The organism is Dietzia alimentaria 72 (assembly GCF_000226215.1).
GTDB lineage: Bacteria > Actinomycetota > Actinomycetes > Mycobacteriales > Mycobacteriaceae > Dietzia > Dietzia alimentaria.
The window spans coordinates 368,208-390,876 of sequence record NZ_AGFF01000007.1; the positions used below are offsets into that span (position 1 = coordinate 368,208).

At 68.1% G+C, this 22,669-nt stretch carries 23 protein-coding genes; 16 read left to right on the plus strand and 7 right to left on the minus strand.

Going from position 1 to position 22,669, the window contains the following annotated elements:
• Window positions 1–24: 24 nt before the first annotated feature.
• The 6 genes from ON04_RS04165 (at window position 25) to ON04_RS04190 (ending at window position 5,938) form a co-directional block, all read left to right on the plus strand.
• Entirely contained in the window at window positions 25–528 is a 504-nt protein-coding gene (locus ON04_RS04165) for a glutathione peroxidase (RefSeq protein ID WP_010540331.1), read from the plus strand.
• A 105-nt stretch (window positions 529–633) separates the two neighbouring features.
• Window positions 634–888, plus strand: coding sequence for a phosphoribosylformylglycinamidine synthase subunit PurS (purS, locus tag ON04_RS04170; RefSeq protein WP_010540332.1), 255 nt, complete (start codon window positions 634–636; stop codon window positions 886–888).
• A complete protein-coding gene (gene purQ, locus ON04_RS04175; RefSeq protein WP_010540333.1) occupies window positions 885–1,565 on the plus strand; it encodes a phosphoribosylformylglycinamidine synthase subunit PurQ in 681 nt (226 codons plus the stop codon). The genes purS and purQ overlap by 4 nt, the downstream gene beginning before the upstream one ends.
• 110 nt (window positions 1,566–1,675) lie before the next feature.
• Window positions 1,676–2,881 carry a saccharopine dehydrogenase family protein gene (locus tag ON04_RS04180; RefSeq protein WP_010540334.1) on the plus strand — a complete coding sequence of 402 codons (1,206 nt, stop codon included), beginning with the start codon at window positions 1,676–1,678 and terminating at the stop codon, window positions 2,879–2,881.
• Between the two features lie 64 nt (window positions 2,882–2,945).
• Window positions 2,946–5,246: a phosphoribosylformylglycinamidine synthase subunit PurL gene (gene purL, locus ON04_RS04185; protein ID WP_010540335.1), complete on the plus strand. Its 2,301-nt coding sequence runs from the start codon at window positions 2,946–2,948 to the stop codon at window positions 5,244–5,246.
• 23 nt (window positions 5,247–5,269) lie between these two features.
• Window positions 5,270–5,938: a YoaK family protein gene (locus ON04_RS04190; protein ID WP_010540336.1), complete on the plus strand. Its 669-nt coding sequence runs from the start codon at window positions 5,270–5,272 to the stop codon at window positions 5,936–5,938.
• Between the two features lie 25 nt (window positions 5,939–5,963).
• Here ON04_RS04190 and ON04_RS04195 read toward each other — a convergent pair whose 3' ends face one another.
• Window positions 5,964–7,106, minus strand: a complete 1,143-nt coding sequence (locus ON04_RS04195) for a hypothetical protein (protein ID WP_010540337.1) — start codon at window positions 7,104–7,106, stop codon at window positions 5,964–5,966.
• Window positions 7,107–7,160: 54 nt separating this feature from the next.
• Here ON04_RS04195 and ON04_RS04200 point away from each other — a divergent pair, with 54 nt between their 5' ends.
• From ON04_RS04200 to purM, 4 genes are all read left to right on the plus strand, one after another.
• Complete coding sequence (locus tag ON04_RS04200) at window positions 7,161–8,633, plus strand: LssY C-terminal domain-containing protein (protein WP_010540338.1); 1,473 nt, start codon at window positions 7,161–7,163, stop codon at window positions 8,631–8,633.
• Window positions 8,630–9,046, plus strand: coding sequence for a sterol carrier family protein (locus tag ON04_RS04205; RefSeq protein WP_050815258.1), 417 nt, complete (start codon window positions 8,630–8,632; stop codon window positions 9,044–9,046). Before ON04_RS04200 ends, ON04_RS04205 begins: the two co-directional genes overlap by 4 nt.
• Before the next feature lie 68 nt (window positions 9,047–9,114).
• The gene (gene purF, locus ON04_RS04210; RefSeq protein WP_010540340.1) at window positions 9,115–10,764 is read left to right on the plus strand and encodes an amidophosphoribosyltransferase; all 1,650 of its coding nucleotides are present in this window, start codon (window positions 9,115–9,117) and stop codon (window positions 10,762–10,764) included.
• A 41-nt stretch (window positions 10,765–10,805) separates the two neighbouring features.
• Window positions 10,806–11,888 carry a phosphoribosylformylglycinamidine cyclo-ligase gene (gene purM / locus ON04_RS04215; protein ID WP_010540341.1) on the plus strand — a complete coding sequence of 361 codons (1,083 nt, stop codon included), beginning with the start codon at window positions 10,806–10,808 and terminating at the stop codon, window positions 11,886–11,888.
• A gap of 199 nt (window positions 11,889–12,087) precedes the next feature.
• Here purM and ON04_RS04220 read toward each other — a convergent pair whose 3' ends face one another.
• Window positions 12,088–12,273, minus strand: a complete 186-nt coding sequence (locus ON04_RS04220) for a DUF3073 domain-containing protein (protein ID WP_010540342.1) — start codon at window positions 12,271–12,273, stop codon at window positions 12,088–12,090.
• Window positions 12,274–12,436: 163 nt separating this feature from the next.
• Complete coding sequence (gene ygfZ, locus ON04_RS04225) at window positions 12,437–13,600, minus strand: CAF17-like 4Fe-4S cluster assembly/insertion protein YgfZ (RefSeq protein ID WP_010540343.1); 1,164 nt, start codon at window positions 13,598–13,600, stop codon at window positions 12,437–12,439.
• Window positions 13,601–13,638: 38 nt separating this feature from the next.
• On the opposite strand from ygfZ, the gene ON04_RS04230 reads away from it, so the two are divergent.
• Window positions 13,639–14,547, plus strand: a complete 909-nt coding sequence (locus tag ON04_RS04230; RefSeq protein WP_238529227.1) for an aminodeoxychorismate lyase — start codon at window positions 13,639–13,641, stop codon at window positions 14,545–14,547.
• 38 nt (window positions 14,548–14,585) lie between these two features.
• Here the strand turns inward: ON04_RS04230 and ON04_RS04235 are convergent, their stop codons facing one another.
• From ON04_RS04235 to ON04_RS04255, 4 genes are all read right to left on the minus strand, one after another.
• Window positions 14,586–15,275 (minus strand): heme-binding beta-barrel domain-containing protein, encoded by a 690-nt coding sequence (locus ON04_RS04235; RefSeq protein ID WP_010540345.1) that lies wholly within the window; start codon window positions 15,273–15,275, stop codon window positions 14,586–14,588.
• 118 nt (window positions 15,276–15,393) lie between these two features.
• Entirely contained in the window at window positions 15,394–15,894 is a 501-nt protein-coding gene (locus ON04_RS04245; RefSeq protein WP_029457697.1) for a DUF8021 domain-containing protein, read from the minus strand.
• Between the two features lie 48 nt (window positions 15,895–15,942).
• On the minus strand, window positions 15,943–16,773 hold the full coding sequence (locus ON04_RS04250; protein ID WP_010540347.1) for a sulfurtransferase: 831 nt from the start codon (window positions 16,771–16,773) through the stop codon (window positions 15,943–15,945).
• Between the two features lie 10 nt (window positions 16,774–16,783).
• Window positions 16,784–17,524, minus strand: coding sequence for an LmeA family phospholipid-binding protein (locus ON04_RS04255; RefSeq protein ID WP_010540348.1), 741 nt, complete (start codon window positions 17,522–17,524; stop codon window positions 16,784–16,786).
• An 82-nt stretch (window positions 17,525–17,606) separates the two neighbouring features.
• Between ON04_RS04255 and ON04_RS04260 the strand changes: the two genes are divergently transcribed.
• The 5 genes from ON04_RS04260 (at window position 17,607) to pstA (ending at window position 22,664) form a co-directional block, all read left to right on the plus strand.
• Window positions 17,607–18,293: a winged helix-turn-helix domain-containing protein gene (locus ON04_RS04260; protein WP_010540349.1), complete on the plus strand. Its 687-nt coding sequence runs from the start codon at window positions 17,607–17,609 to the stop codon at window positions 18,291–18,293.
• A complete protein-coding gene (gene mshD, locus ON04_RS04265) occupies window positions 18,290–19,264 on the plus strand; it encodes a mycothiol synthase (protein ID WP_010540350.1) in 975 nt (324 codons plus the stop codon). Before ON04_RS04260 ends, mshD begins: the two co-directional genes overlap by 4 nt.
• Before the next feature lie 242 nt (window positions 19,265–19,506).
• Window positions 19,507–20,613 carry a phosphate ABC transporter substrate-binding protein PstS gene (gene pstS / locus ON04_RS04270; protein ID WP_010540351.1) on the plus strand — a complete coding sequence of 369 codons (1,107 nt, stop codon included), beginning with the start codon at window positions 19,507–19,509 and terminating at the stop codon, window positions 20,611–20,613.
• Window positions 20,614–20,700: 87 nt separating this feature from the next.
• Window positions 20,701–21,738: a phosphate ABC transporter permease subunit PstC gene (gene pstC, locus ON04_RS04275; protein ID WP_010540352.1), complete on the plus strand. Its 1,038-nt coding sequence runs from the start codon at window positions 20,701–20,703 to the stop codon at window positions 21,736–21,738.
• Window positions 21,738–22,664 carry a phosphate ABC transporter permease PstA gene (gene pstA, locus ON04_RS04280; RefSeq protein WP_010540353.1) on the plus strand — a complete coding sequence of 309 codons (927 nt, stop codon included), beginning with the start codon at window positions 21,738–21,740 and terminating at the stop codon, window positions 22,662–22,664. Before pstC ends, pstA begins: the two co-directional genes overlap by 1 nt.
• The last annotated feature ends 5 nt before the right edge of the window (window positions 22,665–22,669 follow it).

Consider the following 22,669-nt stretch of genomic DNA (forward strand, 5'->3'; position numbering starts at 1 on the left):
GGCAATCCCAGTAGGCTGCGTCACATGAGCAACGACATCGGCAGCGTCCACAACATCGAGTTCACGACCATCGACGGCGAGACCGCGTCCATGGCTGACTACGCGGGCCACGCGGTCCTGGTGGTGAACGTGGCCAGCGAGTGCGGCCTGACGCCGCAGTACGAGGGCCTGCAGGAATTGGCCGACGACTACCGCGAGCGCGGCTTCTTCGTCCTGGGTTTCCCCTGCAACCAGTTCATGGGCCAGGAACCCGGCGATGAGGACACCATCAAGGAGTTCACCTCCGGCAAGTACGGAATCACCTTCCCGCTCGCCGCCAAGGTGGACGTCAACGGTCCCGAGCGGCATCCGCTCTACGCGGAGCTCACCAAGGCCGCTGACGCCGACGGTGAGGCCGGCGACGTGCAATGGAACTTCGAGAAGTTCCTGCTCTCCCCGGACGGCAAGGTGGTCGGCCGCTTCCGCCCCAAGGTGGAGCCGGGCGCGACTGAACTCATCGACGCCATCGAGGACGTCCTCCCGGTCTGATCCGCTGAGCGTTCGGTCCTCCGCCCGCCTGCGGGTAGGATCTTTACCTGAGCCCCGGCCCGTCCGGGACCGTTCCGCGTTTTCACCGATCGAGGAGTTCCCACCGTGGCCCGAGTCGTCGTCGAAGTCATGCCCAAGGCCGAGATCCTCGACCCCCAGGGGCAGGCGATCCACCGCGCTCTGGGCCGTCTGGGCCACGCTGGCGTCACGGACGTTCGCCAGGGCAAGCGGTTTGAACTCGAGGTGGCCGACGACGTGTCGGATACCGAGCTCGAGGAGATCGCCTCCACGCTCCTGGCCAACACGGTCATCGAGGACTGGAAGGTCGTCCGCGTCGACACCGCCGAGGTGGCCTCGTGACGGCCCGGATCGGCGTCATCACCTTCCCCGGGACGCTCGACGACGTCGACGCGATGCGCGCTGTATCCCGTTCGGGCGCGGAGGCCGTGTCACTCTGGCACGCCGATGCTGACCTGAAGGGCGTCGACGCCGTGGTGGTACCCGGGGGCTTCTCCTACGGCGACTACCTGCGCTGTGGCGCCATCGCTTCGCTGGCCCCCGTCATGGGCGAGGTCATCACGGCTGCCAAGGGTGGGATGCCCGTGTTGGGCATCTGCAACGGCTTCCAGATCCTGTGCGAGGCAGGACTGCTGCCCGGCGCGATGGGCCGCAACCGAGACATGCACTTCATCTGCCGCGACGAGTGGCTCCGCGTGGAGAACACCAGCACTGCCTGGACCTCACGATTCGAGCAGGGCGCGGAGATCCTCATTCCGCTCAAGTCCGGTGAGGGCCGTTATATAGCGTCCCCCGAGACTATCGAGCAGTTGGAGGCCGAAGGGCGCGTCGTGTTCCGTTATTCAGGCGACGCACCGAACGGCTCCACCAACAACATCGCCGGCATCGCTTCGGAGAACGGTCGCGTCGTGGGACTCATGCCGCACCCCGAGCACGCGATCGACCCGCTTACCGGACCGTCCGACGACGGGCTGGGGCTGTTCCTGTCCGCTCTGGATTCGGTCGTCGCCGCGGGTTAAGAAACAGTGTGCATATCGAGGGCCCGCCCGGAATCGTCCGGGCGGGCCCTCACCCTTCGTTCGAGGGCCGGGACGGAGGCAACTTCAACCCAATGCGGTAGAACAATGGGATGACCGCTTCCGATCAGTCCACCTCCGCAGACAAGTCCACACGTCAGTTTGACATCGTTCTCTACGGTTCGACGGGTTTCACCGGGGGGCTCGTGGCCGACTACCTGATGCGCAACATGCCCGAGGGGGGCTCGTGGGCGGTGGCGGGGCGCAACCGCACCAAGCTGGATGCGCTGGCGGCCAGACTTGCGGCAGAGATGCCGGATGTCCCGGCGCCGGGCATTGTGGTGGCCGACACCGAGGACCGCACCTCACTCGATGAGATGGCCGGTTCTGCGCGGGTGGTCATTACAACCGTGGGCCCGTACCTCGAATACGGTGAGCCCCTTGTGGCCGCCTGCGCAGAGGCGGGAACAGACTACGTGGACCTGACCGGCGAGCCTGAGTTCGCGGACCGCATGTACCTCGCGTACCACGACACCGCGGTGGCTTCCGGTGCGCGGATCGTCCACGCCTGTGGCTTTGATTCAATTCCCCACGACCTCGGCGTGTTCTACACAATGAAACAGGTCCCGGAGGGAGTGCCAGTGGCGGTGTACGGCGCCGTCCGTGCCAACGCGCAGTTCTCAGGCGGGACTTTCCACTCGGCGATCGGGCAGTTCGCTCGTCTGCGTGAAGCCGGCCGAATAGCCAAGCAGCGACGCGAGAAGCAGGGCCGAGCCGACGGTCGGCGCATCAAGGCGGTAGGCGGAAAGCCGCACCGCGACGAGGTGCTGGGGCGCTGGCTGGTTCCGCTGCCCACTATCGACCCACAGATCGTGTTGCGGTCTGCGGCCGCCCTGGACAGTTACGGTCCGGACTTCACCTACTCGCACTACGCGTCACTCGGCTCACCGGTGATGGCCGCGACCGCGGTGACGGGGGTGGGTGCGCTCGCACTGGGCGCGCAGGTCGGCCCCATCCGTTCACAGCTGCTCAAGCGGATAGACCGCGGCTCCGGACCCAGCGACTCCCGCCGCGCCCGCTCGTCGTTCGATGTCACCTTTGTCGCCCTGGCCGGCGGCCGCCGCGTCGTCACCCGGGTCTCCGGGGGTGATCCCGGATACACGGAGACGTCCATGATGATCGCCGAGTCCGCACTGTGTCTGGCGTTCGACGACCTGCCCGCGAAGTCCGGTCAGGTCACCACCGCGGAGGCGATGGGGGACTTCCTCCTCGAGCGCCTCGAGCGGGGTGGACTGACCTTCGAGGTCCTGTCCACCTGATGCGGGGTGTGGCCGACGAGGGAGTAGATTCGCGGGGCGGAAGAAGCCGACTAGACTCTGCGCCGTGACCACTCCTGTCGATTCCACCGCGAACGCCGCCGCCACCCCCGACCTGGAGCAGCCGTGGGCCGAGCTCGGCCTCAAAGAGGACGAGTACGCCCGGATCCGCGAGATCCTCGGCCGACGCCCCACTGACGCGGAACTGGCCGTCTACTCCGTCATGTGGTCCGAGCACTGCTCGTATAAGTCCTCCAAGGTGCACCTGCGCTACTTCGGTGAGACCACGACGGAGGAGATGCGGTCCTCGATGCTCGCCGGTATCGGCGAGAACGCCGGCGTGGTGGACATCGGTGACGGCTGGGCGGTGACCTTCAAGGTTGAGTCCCACAACAGCCCCTCGTACATCGAGCCGTACCAGGGTGCGGCGACCGGCGTGGGCGGGATCGTCCGCGACATCATGGCGATGGGCGCCCGCCCGGTGGCCGTGATGGATCAGTTGCGATTCGGCCCCGCCGACGCCGATGACACCCAGCGTGTCCTTCCGGGCGTGGTGGCGGGGATCGGCGGTTACGGCAATTGCCTGGGGCTTCCCAATATCGGTGGCGAGACGGTCTTCGACTCCTCGTACGCCGGTAACCCGCTCGTCAACGCTCTGTGTGCCGGGGTCATGCGGGTCGAGGACCTGCACCTCGCGTTCGCGTCCGGAAAGAACAACCGCATCATCTTGTTCGGCGCCCGCACGGGTCTCGACGGAATCGGCGGTGTCTCGGTCCTGGCCTCGGAGAGTTTCGCCGTCGACGAGGACGGAGTCCCGGTCAAGCCCCGCAAGCTTCCCAGCGTTCAGGTGGGCGACCCGTTCGCGGAGAAGGTGCTCATCGAGTGCTGCCTCGAGCTTTACCGTGACGACCTCGTGGTGGGCATCCAGGACCTCGGCGGTGCAGGCTTGGCCTGTGCCACGTCCGAGCTCGCGGCCGCGGGCGACGGGGGCATGCACATCGTCCTGGACAACGTCCCGCTGCGCGCCGAGGGGATGACCGCGGCCGAGATTCTCTCGAGCGAGTCGCAGGAGCGGATGTGTGCTGTGGTGGCGCCGGAGAACGTCGAGGCGTTCATGGAGGTGTGCCGTCGCTGGGACGTGCTGGCCAGCGACATCGGCGAGGTCACGGACGGCGACAATCTGACCATCGAGTTCCGGGGTGAGATCGTCCTGGACGCGCCGCCGAGCACGATCGCCGACGAGGGCCCGGTGTATGAGCGGCCAGTTGAGCGGCCCGCCGACCAGGACGCCCTCCAGGCGGATACCACGGCGAACCTGCCGCGTCCGTCCACCGGTTCAGAGCTGCGGCAGACGCTGTTAGACATGGTCTCCAGCCCGGCACTCTGCTCGCGCGCTTTCATCACCGAGCAGTTCGACCGTTACGTCCGCGGCAACACCATCCTCGCCGAGCACGCGGACGGCGGGGTGCTGCGACTCGACGAGGAGTCCGGCCGCGGTATCGCGCTGTCGACCGACGCCTCGGGCCGCTACACGCAGCTGGATCCGTACACCGGTGCCCGCCTCGCGCTGGCGGAGGCGTACCGCAACGTCGCCGTCACCGGCGCCACCCCGGTCGCCGTGACCAACTGCCTCAACTTCGGTTCGCCTGAAGACCCGGGGGTCATGTGGCAGTTCCGTGAGGCCGTCCACGGGCTGGCTGACGGGTGCGCCGAGCTGGGCATCCCCGTCACCGGCGGCAACGTGTCGTTCTACAACCAGACCGGCACCACTCCGATCCTTCCGACCCCCGTCGTGGGCGTTCTCGGTGTGATCGACGACGTGGCCCGCCGCACCCCCACCGCGTTCGGGGACACCCCGGGCGAGAGCATCTATCTACTGGGCGAGACCCGCGATGAGCTTGACGGTTCGATCTGGGCCCAGGTCGCCCACGACCATCTCGGCGGCACGCCCCCGGTGGTCGACCTGAAGTGGGAGGCCACGCTCGCTCGGATCCTCGCCACCGCGTCCAAGGACGGTCTCATCTCCGGCGCCCACGACCTGTCGGAGGGCGGCCTCGCCCAGTCGCTGGTCGAGTCGGCGCTGGCGGGGGAGTGCGGTATCCGTGTGGTCCTGCCGGGGGACGCCGACCCGTTCGTGTGGCTGTTCTCCGAGTCTGCTGGCCGCGTCGTCGTCTCGGTCCCGCGCGGCGAGGAGATCCGTTTCCAACAGATGCTCACCGCCCAGTCCATCCCGCACACGCGCGTCGGCGTGACCGACACGGATGCGGGCACGTTCGAGGTGCAGGGGCAGTTCACGCTGACCACCGAAGAGCTTCGTGCAGCGCACGAGGGCACATTGCCCGCCCTGTTCGGAGTGGACCCCGTCTGATCGACCGGTAGGCGGGCGAGCCGATGCGTGATCTCCGCAGGCGCGAGCGCGTCCTGGCAGTGGTGCTGGCCGGCACCGCCGGCTTTGTGGACGCCGTGGGCTTTCTCGTTGTGGGCGGGTACTTCGTCTCGTTCATGAGCGGCAACTCCACCCGCATGGTGGTGGACCTCGCGGAGGGAGACTTCGCGGGGGCCGGCATCGCCGCTGTCGTCCTGGTGTCGTTCTTCCTCGGCGCGGTCGCCGGTGCACTGGTTACCCGCCGTCGTAACCTCGATGACCGGCCCGCGGTCCTTTTGCTGGTCGCCGTGCTCCTGGTGACGTCGCTGGCACTGCACTGGATGACGTCCGCGGCAGTACTGGCGGTCCCGCTGTCGATCGCGGTGGCCGCGGCCTCGATGGGTGCCATGAACTCGGTATTCCATTCCCGCGGCGAGGTCTCGCTGGGCGTCACCTATATGACGGGTGCGGTGGTCAAGTCCGCCCACCGACTGGTCGACGCGCTGGCCGGCGGCTCGTGGGCTCCCTATCTGCAGCAGGTGGCGTTGTGGTCGGCACTGGGGCTTGGCGGTATGACCGGCGCGCTCCTGCACAAGGTGGTGGGCCCGAACGCATTGGGGCTCGCGGCGGCGGTCGTGGTGGTGACGCTGATCGTCACTGTCTGTCTGCGAGCCCGGGATTACCGCACGCCCTGAGGGGCTCCAGAACCCAGCTTCCGGCTCAGCTTCGTCGTCGAGCCTCGAGGTAGGCCTCGCGCGCGGCGAGGCCACGGACCGCCTCGTCCAGCATCGGGCGCACGAACCGGGCGTGGTGCGCGGGGTCCGAGGCCGCGGCGGCCGCCAGGTTGAGCGCGGAGAACGCTGCGAGTGCGAGTGATACCCGCACCAGGGTCACGCTCACCGGGATTCCTGCGAGCAGCCCGCCTGGTTCGTGAGTGGGGCGCAGGGTCCAGCGTGTCTCCGTGGCTTCGGGGATCGCGATCCAGCCCAGGAACAGGAAAAACCCGAACACCAACGTCGCGAACAGTGCCGCCTGGATGAGCGTGGCCAGTACCGGTATCAGCAGGATGTTCACCCGTTCGGTCGTCCGAAGCGTGTGAGCCGGGCGGGCGTCGCGCAATTCGTTCACCATGTCGTCGCGGGTGGTGATCCCCACCAGCAAAACGGTCAGGCCCGCCATCGTGCCGACGACCGCGAACGTGCGCGGCCAGGAGAGCGCGACCATGATCTGCCAGATCTCGGCGCTGAAGAACAGGAACAAGACGGCCAGCGTGAGGATCGGAAGGACGCGAGCGACCATCTGGCCCATCGTGCCCACCTCGCGCCGCACCCGCCCCGCGGCCCAGCGCACCAGCGGCCAAAGGCCGAGGTAGGTGCCGATCAGGACCGCCGCCGCGAGAACCGCGGTGGTGCGGAGGGTGGGGCCGTCGTGCGGGTCGAAGGACAAGGGAGCGACGACGACGAGTGCGGCGATTGCACCGAGCCCGAGGAGGACCCGCGCCACCCGGCCCACGCGTCGGCTGAGCGCGGATACCAGCCACCCCACGAACGGCGCCGCGGCGAGGAGCGCGAGCGCCGAGAACAGCAGAAAGACGACCGGGTCGGAGAATTCGAGGTCGTCAAACACGGCGGTGTCAGCGTCCGCCTGGTCGAGCAGGTCGATCATGTAGTCGTTCGACCGGTCGAGCGAGGAGAGCGCGAGGGTGGCAGTGGTCAGACCTGCCGCGACCCCGGCGGACCGGGGTAGGACCTCGCGCAGGCGCGTGGCGGGCGAGATCATCATGGGCAACCCGAGCGAACGTAGGTGGGTCTCGTGGGAGTGGAGGCTACTGGCCGGTGTCGGGGCGGGCGTGGGCACCGGCATATTCTCTCAGTAGTCACGGCCCCAGGTGGGCTGACCACCGACTATCGTGAAGATGTGTCCATCAGTGAGCGCGCCGCGCCGGTCGGTCCTCCTGTGTACGTCACCCCGCCATCCAAGGTGCGCGACGACGACGTACGCCCACCGCTGCCGGGGCAGGTCGTGGACACATTGTTCTTCGCAGCAGCCACAGTCGCGGCGGGGTGGTTGGGCTTCCGGCTGCTGGACGACGTGTGGCGGCACGACTGGTGGCACCTTTTCCTGTTAATCCCGTTCTGGGCACTGGTGGCGTACCTGGTTCTGCCGAGACTGCAAATGCTTCTGACCTCGATTTACGTGCCCGCTTACTTCATCGCGCGAACCCGCACCTCCGACGGGTTGCTGGGCGACCCGGTCAATCTGGCGGTGGACGGGACAGCGCGTCAGATCCATGAGGCCATGACCGCGTGTGGTTGGGTGCTTGCGGACGACATCACGGTGCGGTCCTCGTGGGGGATCGTGGCGTCGTCGGTGTTCCGCCGCTCGTACCCGGCAGCCCCCGTGAGTCCACTACGCATCTTTGGTCGCAGGCAGTGCCTGGCCTACCAGCAGGAGGTCGAGGGCAACGCGGCACAGCGTCATCATGTGCGCTTCTGGCGGTGCCCGGACGGCTGGCTGCTGCCCGGCGGTCACCGTGTCCAGTGGCTCGGAGCGGGCACCTATGACCGGGCGGTGGGCCTGTCGTTGTTCACACTTCAGGTCACTCACAAGATCGACGCGGACATCGACGTGGAGCGCGACTACATCGTCGGATCGATCCTCTACCACGTGCCTTCGGCAGGCGTCCGGGTGCTCGAAAACTTCTCGACCGGTTATCACTCGCGGAATGGCGGCGGGGACGCGATCCGCACCGACGGCAACCTTCCGGTCCTGCATCTGGGAGCGGTCCCGGTGGGGCCCGCGACGGTTGCCGACCTGCCCTCCGGCGTAACCCGGGCGGCACGGGGTTACGACGACCCGATGGCAGAGGGCGGCGTCGCGTCGGGGGACCGGGACCGGCCCGTGGACGATATGGCCCCGGTCCCGGGGCACCTACCTAGGCCCGCCGCGCTGACGGCAGGCTGCGCGCTGGTGGCGGCGAGTGTGCTCGCGCTGGCGGTCCTGGCGGTGCTGGACCTCCTGAACGGGCAGGGACTGGAGGAGTTCGCCGGGCTCGACCAATCGGAGGTGGTGCCGGTGATCCTGGCACTGGCGGTCTTCTTCGCCGCGGTCTATGGCGCGATGGGGGTCCTGGCGCTCCTGACCTACCGGGGCTTCGCCCGACCGCGGGTGTGGTTGCTCGCGCTGACCGTGGTGAGCACGGTGTCCGCCGAGTCGGGGCGCGTGACGACCGACGCCGGGGTGGGGACGGTACTGGGGGGCTACCTGGTGTTGGCTGTCAACGTGTTGATCCTTCTTCTGCTCACCAGCCAGGAGACGCGCACCTGGAGCCGCCGGACGGCGTGGGAGCGCCGGTCTCGTCGGCGTGGCCCCGTGGGCAGTCCCCGGTGAGCCGCGGGCCGAACGTCGAGGCCGTCCGTGCGGCGGTCGAGGTGGTGACCCCATGGCTCGACGACGGCGACGAGTTTTCGAAGCCGGGACGGCCCGCACTGGCCGCGGCGGTCAGGGGGACGGTCGAGGTCCTGGCGGCCGAATTGCCGGGGCGCTCGGTCGAGATCCGTGTTCCGCCCTTCGCGGCCGCGCAGTGTGTCGAGGGCCCGAGGCACACCCGGGGTAGCCCCCCGAACGTCGTGGAGACGGACCCGCGCACCTGGTTGCAGTTGGCCACAGGCCGTCTCACCTGGGATGTCGCGGTCGCAGAAGGCAGAGTGACGGCCTCGGGGACCCGTGCTGGTGCTGTCGCGGCCGGCCTACCGGTGATCCTCACCACGCGGACTTGGGGCCATGGGGGCGGGGGAACGTAGACTCGTGTTAGCGCCGCCCGGGTCCGTCCGTGCGGACCGCCCCAGAAGTCGCGAGGGAGCACCAGCACGTGGAGAGCACATCGTCACGACCGGCACGGCCCGGTTCCCTTCGCAGTACCGGGGGCAGCACCTCCGTCGGACTCGGTCTTCCCGATCCCTCCGTCCCCGGCCCGGCCGGACTCCCGGTCGATGCCGAGCGGATCGGCCCGGTTGAGGAGTGCGGCGTCTTCGGGGTCTGGGCCCCGGGCGAGGATGTTGCCAAGCTCACCTATTACGGCCTGTACGCGCTGCAGCACCGGGGCCAGGAGGCCGCCGGGATCGCGGTGGCGGACGGCGAGAAGGTTCTGGTCTATAAGGACCTGGGCCTGGTGAGTCAGGTCTTCGACGAGCAGACGCTCGAGTCCATGCACGGGCACGTGGCGATCGGGCACTGCCGGTACTCCACGACCGGAGCAGCGACCTGGGATAACGCCCAGCCCATGTTCCGGCCCACCACTGATGGCGGGTCCGTGGTGTTGGGCCACAACGGCAACCTGGTCAACACCCACGAGCTCAAGCGTCACGCCTCGTCACTCGGTATCCGCGGATACCGGGGGGAGAGCACGCATTCGGACTCTGACATCATCACCACCCTTCTCGCCCACGAGGCTCTCGACGGTGGCCTCGAGGAAGCTGCCGCGCGCCTTCTTCCGAAGCTGCGTGGCGCCTATTGCTTGACCTTCTCCGACGAGAACACGCTGTACGCGGCCCGCGATCCGCACGGGGTCCGGCCGCTGGCGCTGGGCCGTCTCGAGCGGGGCTGGGTGGTCTCCTCCGAGACCTCCGCGTTGGACATCGTGGGTGCGTCGTTCGTGCGGGACATCGAGCCGGGTGAGCTCATCGCGATCGACGCGAACGGTGTGCGGTCCCGCAGATTCGCTGAGGCCACTCCCAAGACCTGCGTGTTCGAGTACGTGTATCTGGCCCGGCCCGACTCGGTGATCAACCAGCGGTTGGTCAATTCGGCGCGGGTGGACATCGGTCGTCGACTGGCCGCCGAGCACCCGGTCGACGGCGACCTGGTGATCCCGGTGCCGGAGTCCGGGACCCCGGCCGCGGTCGGGTACGCCCAGGGCTCGGGAATCCCATTCGCCCAGGGTCTCACCAAGAACGCCTACGTGGGGCGAACATTCATCCAGCCAAGCCAGACCATCCGTCAGCTGGGCATCCGCCTCAAGCTGAACCCGCTTCGCGAGGTAATCCGGGGGCAGAAGCTGGTTGTGGTGGACGACTCAATCGTCCGGGGCAACACGCAGCGGGCCCTGATCCGGATGCTCCGTGAGGCCGGCGCTCTCGAGGTGCACGTCCGCATCGCCTCACCGCCAGTCCGCTGGCCGTGCTTCTACGGCATCGACTTCGCCAGTCCGGCCGAACTGATCGCCAACGGCGTCGACGTGACGGATGGGATGCTGGAGGGGGTTCGCCGGGCGATCGGTGCCGACAGCCTCGGCTACGTCTCCGTCGACGGGATGATCGAAGCCAGCGGGCAGCGCCGTGATGAACTGTGCGCGGCGTGCTTCGATGGGCGTTACCCCATCGAGCTCCCGGACGACTCGGCCATGAGCGCAACGGTGCGGGCGTTGGCGGCCGAAGTGGCATCGGAGAACCCCGCCCCCACCGCCGCTACGGCAGAGAACCCCGCCCCGAACCACACCGTGGACGCAGTCCGCCGACCCTGACGAGGCAACCCGGATACGGGCGCCCACGAGGAGAAATCAGAATGACCGACAACTCACACCTGCCGTCCGGCGCGTCGTACGCCGCCGCCGGTGTCGACATCGACGCCGGCGAACGCGCTATCGAACTGTTCGCGCCCCACGCCAAGCGTGCGACCAGGCCGGAGGTGATGGGCGGCCTCGGCGGTTTCGCCGGACTGTTCTCGTTGAAGAACTCCTACCGCCAGCCGCTTCTTGCGTCGTCGACCGACGGTGTGGGCACCAAAATCGCCGTGGCACAGGCCATGGACGTTCACAACACCGTGGGCATCGACCTGGTGGCGATGGTCGTGGACGATCTGGTGGTCTGTGGCGCGGAGCCGCTGTTCCTACAGGACTACATCGCCATCGGCAAGGTCGTGCCCGAGCACGTCGCCAGTATCGTCGAGGGCATCGCCGAGGGCTGTGTCCGCGCCGGTTGCGCTCTCCTGGGCGGGGAGACGGCTGAGCATCCGGGCCTCATGGCGCCGGGGGAGTACGACATCTCGGCCACCGGTGTCGGCATCGTCGAAGCCGACGAGATACTCCAGGCGGACAACGTTCGCCCCGGCGACGTGATCGTGGGCATGGCCTCCTCCGGGCTGCACTCCAACGGTTACTCGCTCGCACGGCACGTCCTGCTCGACCTGGCGCGCCTTCCGCTCGAGGGGCACGTCGAAGAGTTCGGCCGGACGTTGGGCGAAGAGCTCCTCGAGCCCACCCGCATCTACGCGCTCGACTGCCTCAGCCTGATTGCTGAGACGGATGTCCGCGTGTTCAGCCACGTCACCGGTGGCGGACTGGCGGAGAACCTGTCGCGGGTCATGCCTCGCGGACTCGTCGCGCGGCTCGACCGCGGCCGCTGGTCCGTACCGGCTGTCTTCGGCACCATCGCCCACCACGGCCGCGTGGAGCAGGCAGAGATGGAGCGCACGTTCAACATGGGCGTGGGCATGGTCGCGGTCCTGCCCGCAGAGGATCTGGACCGGGCGCAGGCGGTCCTCACCGCCCGGCACGTGGACAACTGGGTGATCGGACACGTGGAGAAGTCCGGCGAGGACGCCGATGCCCCGCGCGTCATCCTGGAGGGCTCACACGCGCGCTTTTGATCGCGCCACGGACGAGTGAACGACCCGGTTGGGAATGTCCGGCCGGGTCGTCTCCGCTATCCGGTCGTTTCTTCGGCCAGCGCAGGACCGCAGCGAGGCGACCGGCGCCAATCCGCTCGCCGGCCCACCTGCGACACAGGTGGGCCGGGCATCCGTGCTGGATGCCCGGCCCACACGTGTCAGTGCCAGTTGTCGGCAGTCAGTACCTGCTATCGCCGTCGGACCACGGCCCGTATGGGTCGTCGTCCTCCTCGGTGCTGAGTCGGGTGGAGGATCCCCCACCCGACAACTCCTGCTGAAGACGTTCTAGATCCGTCTGCGGAGTGTTGTACTTCAATTCGCGAGCGACCTTGGTCTGCTTCGCCTTCGCGCGGCCTCGGCCCATTGACCTGACCCCCTCGGAAACGGTGCTGGGCCACCTCGGGGGTGCCCATCGCAAGTGTGAGTATCTGCCTGCCCACAGGATAGCGTGCCCGGCGCGGAATGTCCGCTCGGGTGCCCGCCGGAGCCACTCCTGCGCCTTTCCGGGGTTGGCGATCGGTGCGGTTTTACGCCTGGCCGCGCAGTCGGCGGATGGCCTCCCGCCCCGCCTGGAGGCCGGAGTCTCCCGGTACAGAGTCGGGATCAATGGCCGCGGAGGTCCCGCCGATCTCGAGTTCAGTGTCGGCGGAGACGTTCCGCTTGAGCAGCGCCAATGCCACCGGGCCGTCCTCATGGTGTTGGACGACGGTGCCCACCCGGCCCACGGTGCGGCCTCCCGCGCGGACCTCGGCCCCCGTCGCCGGCAGTTCGTCGCCGCCCGAGCCGTCGAGTTGGAGCCGGACCAGGACCCGGGGTGAGCGCCCGAGGTTGTGCACGCGGGAGACCGTCTCCTGGCCGCGATAGCACCCCTTCTCCAGGTGCACGGCCCCGTGCTCGGCCACCGCGCCGATCCAGGTGGGCACCTCGTGCGGGATCGTCTTTTCGTCAGTGTCCAGTCCCAGCCGTCCGCGGAGCGGGGTCGTGCCTGCGGCGCGCAGGGCCTCGAACGCCCAGGACCCCGCGGGCCGCGCGCCCGCCGCCACGACCGTGTCGAACCAGGCGCTCAACCGCGCACGGGGGACGATGAGGTCGACGGAACCGTCCGCCGGCCACGGCATCCGCCGTGCGATGCCGCCGCCGGGCAGGGCAATCCCGGCGTAGTCGCCGACCGGCAGTTCGACCTCGGTGCCGTCCGGTGCGGTGAGTGTGCGCGGTAGAGCGGTGCCGGCGAGGGTGAGGACCGCCAGGTCCGCGGCCGCAGGCGAGGCGTCCGCCCAGAAGACCATCTTGGTGAGGAACTGCAGCAGATCCGCACCCCGACCGGGTTCGGTGTCCATGATGAGCGTGGAGTCGATATCGGAGAGCACCGCGTGGTGCTCGATCCGCCCGTTGGCGTCCAGCACGAGGGTTTCGGCGCCGCCGCCGTCGGGGAGTTCTGACACGTGCTGGGACACGAAGCCCTCGAGCCAGGTCAGGCGTTCGCCACCTCCGATGGTGAGTACATCCCGGTGGGACCGGTCAACGATGACGGGTCCGCGATCGGCGGCACGCTGCTCCCCGAACGGGTCCCCGTAATGAAACGGGACCCCGGCGTCGAGGGTGGGGCCGGCCGAGTCCACCGCGCCGGGTCGGGTCAGGATCGGGCTGCGATAGCCGCTGTTAGTCCTGTCGGGCACAGCTGGGTCGGTCACGATCGCGAGTCTACGTTTCCAGCCGTAGTGTTGCCGCCATGGGCACTGCAGCAGGTATGGGTAGGGAACGGCAGAAGGACGCGCGGGTCGTCGTACTGGTCTCCGGGGGGCCGGAGGGGTCGCGACCCCGCGTGCACCCGGCGGACGAGCCACTGTTGTTGGCTGATGACCTCGCAGCCGTCCGCGGGGACGGGTGTTTTGAGACTCTTCTCGTGGTCGGTGGTCGTCCGGCCAAGCCGGAGCGCCATCTGGCGCGGCTGGAGCGCTCCTCGGCCGCCTTGGGGCTGACGGGGCCGACCCCCGTTCGATGGCGGGAGGGCATCGAGCTCGCGGCACGGGAATGGGGACCGGATTCCGAGGCGATGCTCAGGCTCGTGCTTTCCCGCGGCCCGGAACGCGGTGGCGACGCGACCGCGTACATCACCGTCGCGCCGGTCAGCGATGCCGCCCTGCGGGCGCGCGCCGACGGGATCGCGGTGACAGCGCTGAACCGGGGTTTCGCGTCAGATGTCGCCGACTCTGCGCCGTGGATGCTGCTCGGGTCCAAGACCCTGTCCTACGCGACCAATATGGCCGCCCTGCGTCACGCTGCCGCCGGCGGGTTCGATGACGTGATCTACCTGTCCTCGGACGGCGAGGTGCTGGAGGGGCCGCGCTCAACGGTGGTGATCGCACGTCAGGGTGAACTGATCAGCCCGCCGGCCGCGATCGGGATCCTCGAGGGGACCACGCTCGGTGCCATGGCGGAGGTGGCGGAAGCCACGTCTGTGCAGGTGCGTCGCGAGCGGCTACTGCTCACCGACCTCCTTGCGGCCGACGGGGTATGGCTACTGTCGTCGGTCACCCTGTGTGCACGAGTCCGACGGATCGACGACGTCGGGTTGTCGGCAGGTGATCCGGGGGTCAACGTCGCGGATCTCGTGGACAGGGCCGTGGGCCGGGCCTGACTTCGCGGAGGGCGCGGTTGGATCCCTCGGATCGAGGATCAGCCGGCGACCCGGTGCAGCCGCGCAGACATGTGTGGGACCAGGCCCTTGTCGGGTTGGACCCGCTCCTCGACCCAGCCGAGGTCACCGCCCTCGACGATCCCGTAGATGCGCTTGGCTCCTCCACGCTTGGGGCCGGTGGGGGAGGCCAGAACCACGTCCGTGGCCATTTCCCACGCGGATTGCGTGATGGGCGCCCCGTAGTACATCTCGATGACACCCGAGGCGTGAGCCACGAGGAATTCGAGTTGGTCGTCCTCCGAGATGCGCCAGAACCCCGACTCGCGGTAACTGCCCTCGTCCACCGCGCCGCCCGTGTCGTAAGTCCAGGCGCGCGAGGTCCAACTCAGGTAGTTGGCGCCGTCGTGAGAGACCACGACCTGCTGCCCGAACCGGTGCTGACCACGTTCCTCGGTGTCAGCCTCGCCCTCGCCTTCCCAGACCCCGACAAGGGGCAATAGGGCGAGCAACCCGGGGTGCAGGTCGGGACCGAACCGGAGGTTTGCGGTGTCCTCCGGGACCGGCAGGTCAGAGAACGGAGTGATGTTGCGACCGCTGGTCTCCTGGGAGCGCTTGGCTGCGGCATCGACGGCAGCGTTGCCGGATCCGGGAACCACCGATTCGCCGCCCGCACCCCCGGGGGCGGGCGGAGTGGGGTCGCCTGAGCCGATGTTGTGCTCGCCCGTCACGACTCGTTGGTGACCGTGCGGTACGCGATGTAGCAAGTGGCCCACAGGATGGCCAGTGTGCAGAGGACAAGGAGGATCTCGAAGAAGAGCACCATGGCCTAATCCTAACCCCGAAGTGTCAGCCCAGTGAGATCTGGGCGTCGATCGAGTGGATGAGGCAGTCCTCCGCCGGGACCACGAAGTCCTCACTGACCGTCGCCCTGAGCCCGAGCACGGTCACGAGAGTGAACTCAGCGTGCACCACGCCCTCCCGGCCTGGTGGGTCGACGGTGAGCTCGATATCGCGGATCTCCCGGATCGCCGCGTACTGCAGATGCAGGTGAAGGTCCCACCGGAGTTGGTTCGCGCTGAACCCGGTCTTCAATCCGTTCTCGCGTCTGGTGCAGTCGGCGGCGAACGGAACCCGGAACGCGGCCGCGGGGACCGTCAGGGCGGTGATGTACATCCGGACGGCGTCCTTCCGCTCCTCAGGGGAGTAGGGGCCGGGGTGGTCCGGGACGGCAGGGGTGGCGCCACGGCGCTGGTCGAGACCCACGAGGACGGTGGAAGCGACCGAGGCACCGACAGCCACCACGGAGGCCCGTCCTGCCATGCTGAGCGCGCGCGAGATCAGAGACATACCTGCGAGGTTAGCGAGTCGGTCGCCGATGCGGGACCGCTCCCGGCGTCATCTCTCGACGGGGACACCGATGAGTGATCCGTACTCCACCCAGCTGCCGTCGTAGTTCACGACGTCAGGCTGGCCGAGGAGCTCGTGGAGGACGAACCACGTGTGGCTCGAGCGTTCCCCGATTCGGCAGTAGGCCACCACACGGCGACCGCAGTCGCCCAGGAGGTCGGCGTAGATCTTGCGGAGTTCGGAGTCGGGCCGGAAGGTGCCGTCACGGGTCACGGCCCGGTTCCACGGGATGCTCACGGCGCCGGGGATGTGCCCCCGCTGACGCCCGCCCTCCTGTGGGAGCCCGGCCGGTGCGGTGAGGCGGCCCGTGTACTCGTCCACCGAGCGGACGTCCACCAGGGCATCGGTGCCCAGGCCGGCGAGCACATCGTCCCGGAACGCCCGTATCGACAGGTCCTGCGGCTCGGCCGCGTAGTCCGTGGCGGGGCGTTGCGGTACGTCGGTGTCCAGGGGGAGCCCGTCGCGCTCCCAGCGCATACGTCCACCGTCGAGTAGCCGCACATCCGGGTGTCGGTAGAGACGGAGGTACCAGTAGGCGTAGGCGGCGAACCAGTTGTGATTGCCGCCGTAGACCACCACGGTGTGCTCCCGGGTGATGCCCAGTTGCGACATCAGTTCGCCGAAGCGCTCGCGATCGACGAGGTCGCGGACGAACGGCTGCTGCAGGTCTGTCCGCCAGTTCAGCGCGACGGCACCGGGGATGTGACCGTCGGTGTGATAGGCCGTCACGTCCTCGTCGACCTCGAGGAAGACCACCGAGTCGTCGGCCAGGCGCGATTCGGCCCAGCGGGTGCTGACCAGTACGTCGTCGCGACTCATGGTGGCGAGTCTAGTGGTCGGCCCGCGCGAGGTCGTCGAGCGGCGCGGTACCGGGTCCGCCGGTCCCGGTGGCGGTGATGCCGCCGCCCCTGACGGTGAGGGTGTCCACGCTGACTCCCAGCGGGAGGACATCAGGGTCCAGCGTCAGGGCGGTACGACGAAGGGCCAGATCTCCGTTCTGGTCCGGCAGGCCTGCGGGTCCGGTCGCTGGTGCGACCGGGGTGAGGTGGGCGCCACGGGCGTCGACGACGAGGTCGACGAACGCCGAGACACGGATGTCGGATCCCACGAGGGTCCCTGTCACGCGGGCCCGATGTTCGATCCCTCCGGCGAGGCTCGGGTCGTCGGCGGCCGCGACGAGTACGTCTCGCATCCCCAGGGCGGGACCGAGAGAGTCTCCGGTGATCTGCACCGAGACGGTGTTCGACCGCGCCGTCATGCCCTCTAGGGGGTCCTCGGGAAGCCGAAGATCGGTGGCATCCACCTCGACCGCGACAGGGCCGAGCCCGGGGCGTTCGACACCCTCCACCCGCACGGACACGGAACCAAGGGTGTCCGGACCCGACCACCGGGAGGTGGGTGCCCCGCCGATCGAGACCGCGGGGGTGCTCGCCCCCTCCGAGCCAGAAGCGATCCGGCTCGAGATCTCTGCCTCCGTCTGCGAGATGGCCACGGAGTCGACAGTGAATGCGACGCCTGCAGCGACCGCCGCCGTGGCGGCCACGGCGACGGCACTACGGGGGATTCTCATGGGATTCAGGTCTACTCCATTGCCGGTTTCGGGGGTACGTCTCGCTAGTATCGTCTGGTTCCCCGAGTGGAAAGGAGCCGACATGGACGTGGTGCTCCTCACTGTGGAACCTGATCCGGAGACAGTGGCCCCGGCGCTTTCCCTGTTGGCGCATTCGGTCCGGATACTCCCTCCCTCGGCGTCGTCCGTCGGGTGCCTGTCCGGCGAGGCCGTGGCGCTGGTCGACGCGCGGAGCGACCTCGCCGCGTCGCGGGCACTGTGTCGGCTGCTGTCGGGGACCGCGAACATGGCCGTGATCGCCGTGGTCTCGGAGGGTGGACTCATCGCGGTCAGCGGCGATTGGGGGATCGACGACGTGTTCCTCCCCACGACGGGTCCAGCGGAGGTTGACGCGCGCCTCCGGTTGTCCGCGGCCAGGCATTCCTCACAGGGCGACGCGGACGCGGTGATCACAGTCGGTGAACTCGTGATCGACGAGGAGACCTATGTCGCCCGGGTCCGCGGGCGGCCCCTGGACCTGACCTACAAGGAGTTCGAACTCCTCAAACATCTGTGTCAGCACCCCGGACGTGTGTTCTCCCGCGCCCACCTCCTGCAGGAGGTCTGGGGCTACGACTTCTTCGGTGGGACCCGCACCGTCGACGTGCATGTACGGCGCCTGCGTGCCAAGTTGGGGCCGGACCACGAGTCCCTCATCGGCACTGTCCGTAACGTCGGGTACAAAGCGGTCCGACCCACGGACCGCAGGGAAGAGGGAGGGGACGCATGACCGTCGTCGAGCGCGCAGTGGACACAGTGACCGCGGACCGGATCGATGAGCTCGTCGCCGCGGTGGAGTCGGTCGACGGGGTGGCGCCCCTGGGGGAGCAGCCCCTGCGGGCACTCCGGGTGACCGCGGAGCCGGGCGTGCGCCACCTCGTCGTCGAGGAGTCAGACCGCGCGGCCGGGCCCGGCGGCGCGGCGAACACGACGCGCGTCGTCGGCTACGCCCAGGTGAGCGGGACGGGCAAGAGTGCCACCGCAGAACTGGCCGTCCATCCCGATCATCGACGTCGTGGGAACGGCTCCGACCTCGTGCGCGCGATCTTCGATCGTGCACCCGACGCTGCGGTCTGGGCCCACGGTGACCTCCCTGCGGCCGAGGCGCTCGCGGAGAAGCTCAGCCTGGCCCGGACCCGCGAGCTGCTCAAGATGCGTCGGCGGACCGCGGACGCACCGCGTCTGCCGCAGGCTGACCCGGCACCGGGTATCGAGACCGGCACTCTCGCCGATGCCACCTCGGAGGGCGGCTCCCGATGGCCGTCGTTGGATGCGCGGGCCGAGTTCCTGCGTGTCAACAACGCGGCGTTCCACTGGCATCCCGAACAGGGCGGGTGGACCCGGGCCCAGCTCGATGAGCGGCTAGCGGTGGACTGGGTCGACACCCGCGCGATATTCCTCGCCGTCGACACCACCGGCGCCGAGTCCCGGCTGGCGGGGTTCCACTGGACCAAGACCGTCAGCGAGCCAGGGCAGCCTGTGGAGGGCGAGGTCTACGTGGTGGCGGTCGACCCGGCCGACCAGGGGCGCGGTCTCGGTGGGTTGCTCACGGCGATGGGTGTGGCGCACCTGGAAGGCCCGGTGGGGGCCGGGTCGGTGGTCCTCTACGTGGAGGGCGACAACCACCCGGCCGTTCGTACCTACGAGAAACTCGGGTTCGAGGTCGAACACCGCGATGTGACCTACGCTGCCGGAAGGTGAGTGGCGGCCTGTGCAGGCGGCACCCCCGCCATTACCCCGGCGGGGGTGCCGCGGCCGGCTGGCGCTGAGTCGCCCGAACTGGCCTGTACTGCAAGTTCATCTGGCGTTCACCCAGCTTCGCGGGAGCGTTCACATCGGAGCCTTAGGTTCTCCACATCGGGCCGCAGGTGTCGCCCGGTCTTGCGACGTAAGCGCAAAGAACTTGCCCCGGTGAAAGCTCGCCGGACAAACCAAGGAGATTTGTGTCCCTCAAGCGCTCCGGTGCCCTGCTCGGGCTCGCCACGCTGACGACGGTCGGTTTGGCCGCCTGCTCTGACGACAACGGCTCATCAGCGAATTCGGCCCAATATGTCGAGGGCATCGAATGCGAGGGTGAACCCGCGCTCAACGCCTCGGGTGCCTCGTCGCAGAACAACGCCATGACGATTTTCGCCAATTCCTACACGGTGAGTTGCGATGGCAAGACCCTCGATTACAACTCCAACGGCTCCGGCTCCGGAGTCAAGGAGTTCATCGGTGGTCAAACCGACTTCGGCGGCTCCGACTCACCGCTCAAAGACAACGAATACACGCAGGCCGAAAAGCGGTGCGCGGGCCCGGCGTGGAACCTCCCCGCCGTATTCGGACCGATCGCCGTTGCCTACAACCTGGACGGCGTGGACGTGGCGCTCTCCGGTGCGACCGTCGCCGAGATCTTCAACGGTGGGATCACGACCTGGAACGACCCTGCGATCGCCGCCGAGAACGACGGCGTAGATCTGCCAGCGCAGGACATCACGGTGATCTTCCGCTCGGACGAATCGGGCACCACCGACAACTTCCAGAAGTATCTCGAGGACGCGTCCGACGGAGCGTGGGCCGAAGGCGTGGGCAAGATCTTCGCAGGTGGCGTCGGCGAGGGTGCGAAGGGTAACGAGGGCGTCTCCGGCGCCGTCGCCCAGACCCCGGGCACCATCGGCTACACCGAGTGGTCGTACGCCACAAGTCAGGGCCTCGGCATGGTCAACATCATCACTCCGGCCGACGCGGAGGGCGTGGAGCTCAACGCGGAGACCGCCGGTGCGACCATCGATTCCGCGAAGTTGAAGGAGGAGGGCTCGAACGACCTGGCCATCGACACCTCCTCGTTCTACGTCCCCGAGTCCGCAGGTGCGTATCCCCTCCTCATGCCGACCTACGAGATCGTGTGCTCGACATACGACGATCCGGACACGGCAGCTGCCGTGCGTTCCTTCCTCAGCGTGGCGGTATCCGAGGAGGTCCAGGCCCAGCTCGAGGACGAGGGATACATTCCGGTCCCCGACGCGTTCCGTGGCAAGCTGACTGACGCGATCGCCGCGATCTCCTGATCCGGTGAACTCATCAGCCCGCCCGCGCCTCCGCCGGGACGTGCCCGTAGCACCCCCGCATGACGACCCCGAGCGACTGAAGGTCCTATGACTGTTCACGAATCCGTCGACCGCGACGCCGACTCGAATGCCGCCGGCAACCCCGACGGCACCGCCACCGGACCGGGATCGGGCGACAGGGGCGACCTCCTCGGGATGAAGACCTCCAGAACGACGGATGCCGTCTTCCGCAGCGTCACCGTGGCAGCCGGTGGCACGATCGTGGCCCTGATCGCCCTGATCGGCGTCGTCCTGGTGGCGCAGGCCGTGCCTTCGCTGCAGGCGAACCAGATCAACTTCCTGACCGCGTCCGAGTGGAACACCTCGGACCCGGACAATCTGCGTTTCGGCATCCTCGACATGCTCAAGGTGACCGTGCTGAGCTCGCTTTTCGCGCTCGCGCTGGCGGTCCCGGTCGCGATCGGCATCGCCACATACCTGGTGCAGTACGCGCCGGCCCGGCTGTCCCGCGCCTTCTCCGCGGTCATCGATCTTTTGGCCGCGGTTCCGTCGATCATCTACGGCATGTGGGGCCTGTTGGTCCTCGGGCCGTGGATGGTCCCGTTCGCCACCTGGCTCAACGAGAACCTCGGGTGGGTCTTTCTGTTCAGCGACGGCAACGTCTCGATCGCCGGTGGCGGCACGATCTTCACCGCCGGCGTGGTCCTGGCCATCATGATCCTGCCGATCATCACCTCGATGGCCCGCGAAACCATTCGGCAAACCCCACCGTTGCACCAGGAGGCCGCGCTCGCGCTCGGCGCCACCAAGTGGGAGAAGATCCGGATGACGTGCTTCCCCTACGCCAAGTCGGGCATGGTCGCGGGTTCGATGTTGGCGCTGGGCCGCGCCTTGGGGGAAACCGTGGCGGTCCTGATCATCCTGCGCGCTGCGAGCTCCCCCGGGACCCTGTCGCTCTTCGACGGCGGTTTCACGTTCGCCGCCAAGATCGCCTCTGCCTCCGCAGAGTTCAACCATCCGCTCCCGACCGGCGCCTACATCGCCGCGGGCCTGGTGCTCTTCATTCTCACGTTCATCGTCAACCTCATCGCACGGTCTGTGTCCGGCGGAAAGGTCAACGGCTGATGTCCTCTGTAACCCCGACCCCGACTCCGGACCTGGCGAAGCCGGCCAAGCCGGCGGAGACCTTTCTCCCCGTCGCCGCTAGCCGCAAGTTCAAAAACAAGCTTGCGACCATCGTCTTCACTGCCTGCTTCATCCTCGCTGTGATCCCACTGGTCGCCCTGCTCTACAAGGTCATCTCCGCCGGTCTGCCAGCGATCCTCTCCGCGACCTGGTGGACCAATTCCCTGCACCTGGTGTCTCCGTCCACGATGGCGGGCGGCGTCGGACACGCCATCTACGGCAGCCTCGTCCAGGCCCTCATCGCGGCGGTCATCTCGATCCCGCTCGGTGTCGCCGCGGGCGTCATGCTTGTCGAGTACCCAGACTCCCGGCTGTCCAAGCCCACCACGTTCATGGTGGACGTCCTGGCCGGTGTCCCGTCCGTCGTGGCCGCGATCTTCATCTTCGGAGTGTGGGTCACCACGTTCCAGCTCGGCCTCAGCGCCTTTGCCGTGAGTCTGGCGCTCGTGCTGCTCATGATCCCGCTCGTTGTCCGGTCCACCGAGGAGATGCTCAAGCTCGTCCCGGACGAACTCCGCGAGGCCTCATACGCGCTCGGTGTGCCGAAGTGGAAGACCATCGTGAGCATCGTGGTGCCCACGGCACTGTCGGGCATGATCTCGGGCATCTTTCTCGCCATCGCCCGTGTCATGGGTGAGACCGCACCCGTGCTGATCCTCGTCGGCTACACCGCGCGCTACAACTACGACCTGTTCGAAGGCAACATGGCGTCTCTTCCGTTGCTGATCTACAACCAGCTGTCGAACCCCACGGAGGCCGGCCAGTATCGAATCTGGGGCGCCGCCCTGACCCTCATAATCATCATCGCGTTGGCGAATGTCCTCGCCACGTTCGCCGCCAAGGCGCTCGCGCCGAAGACCAAGTAAGGATC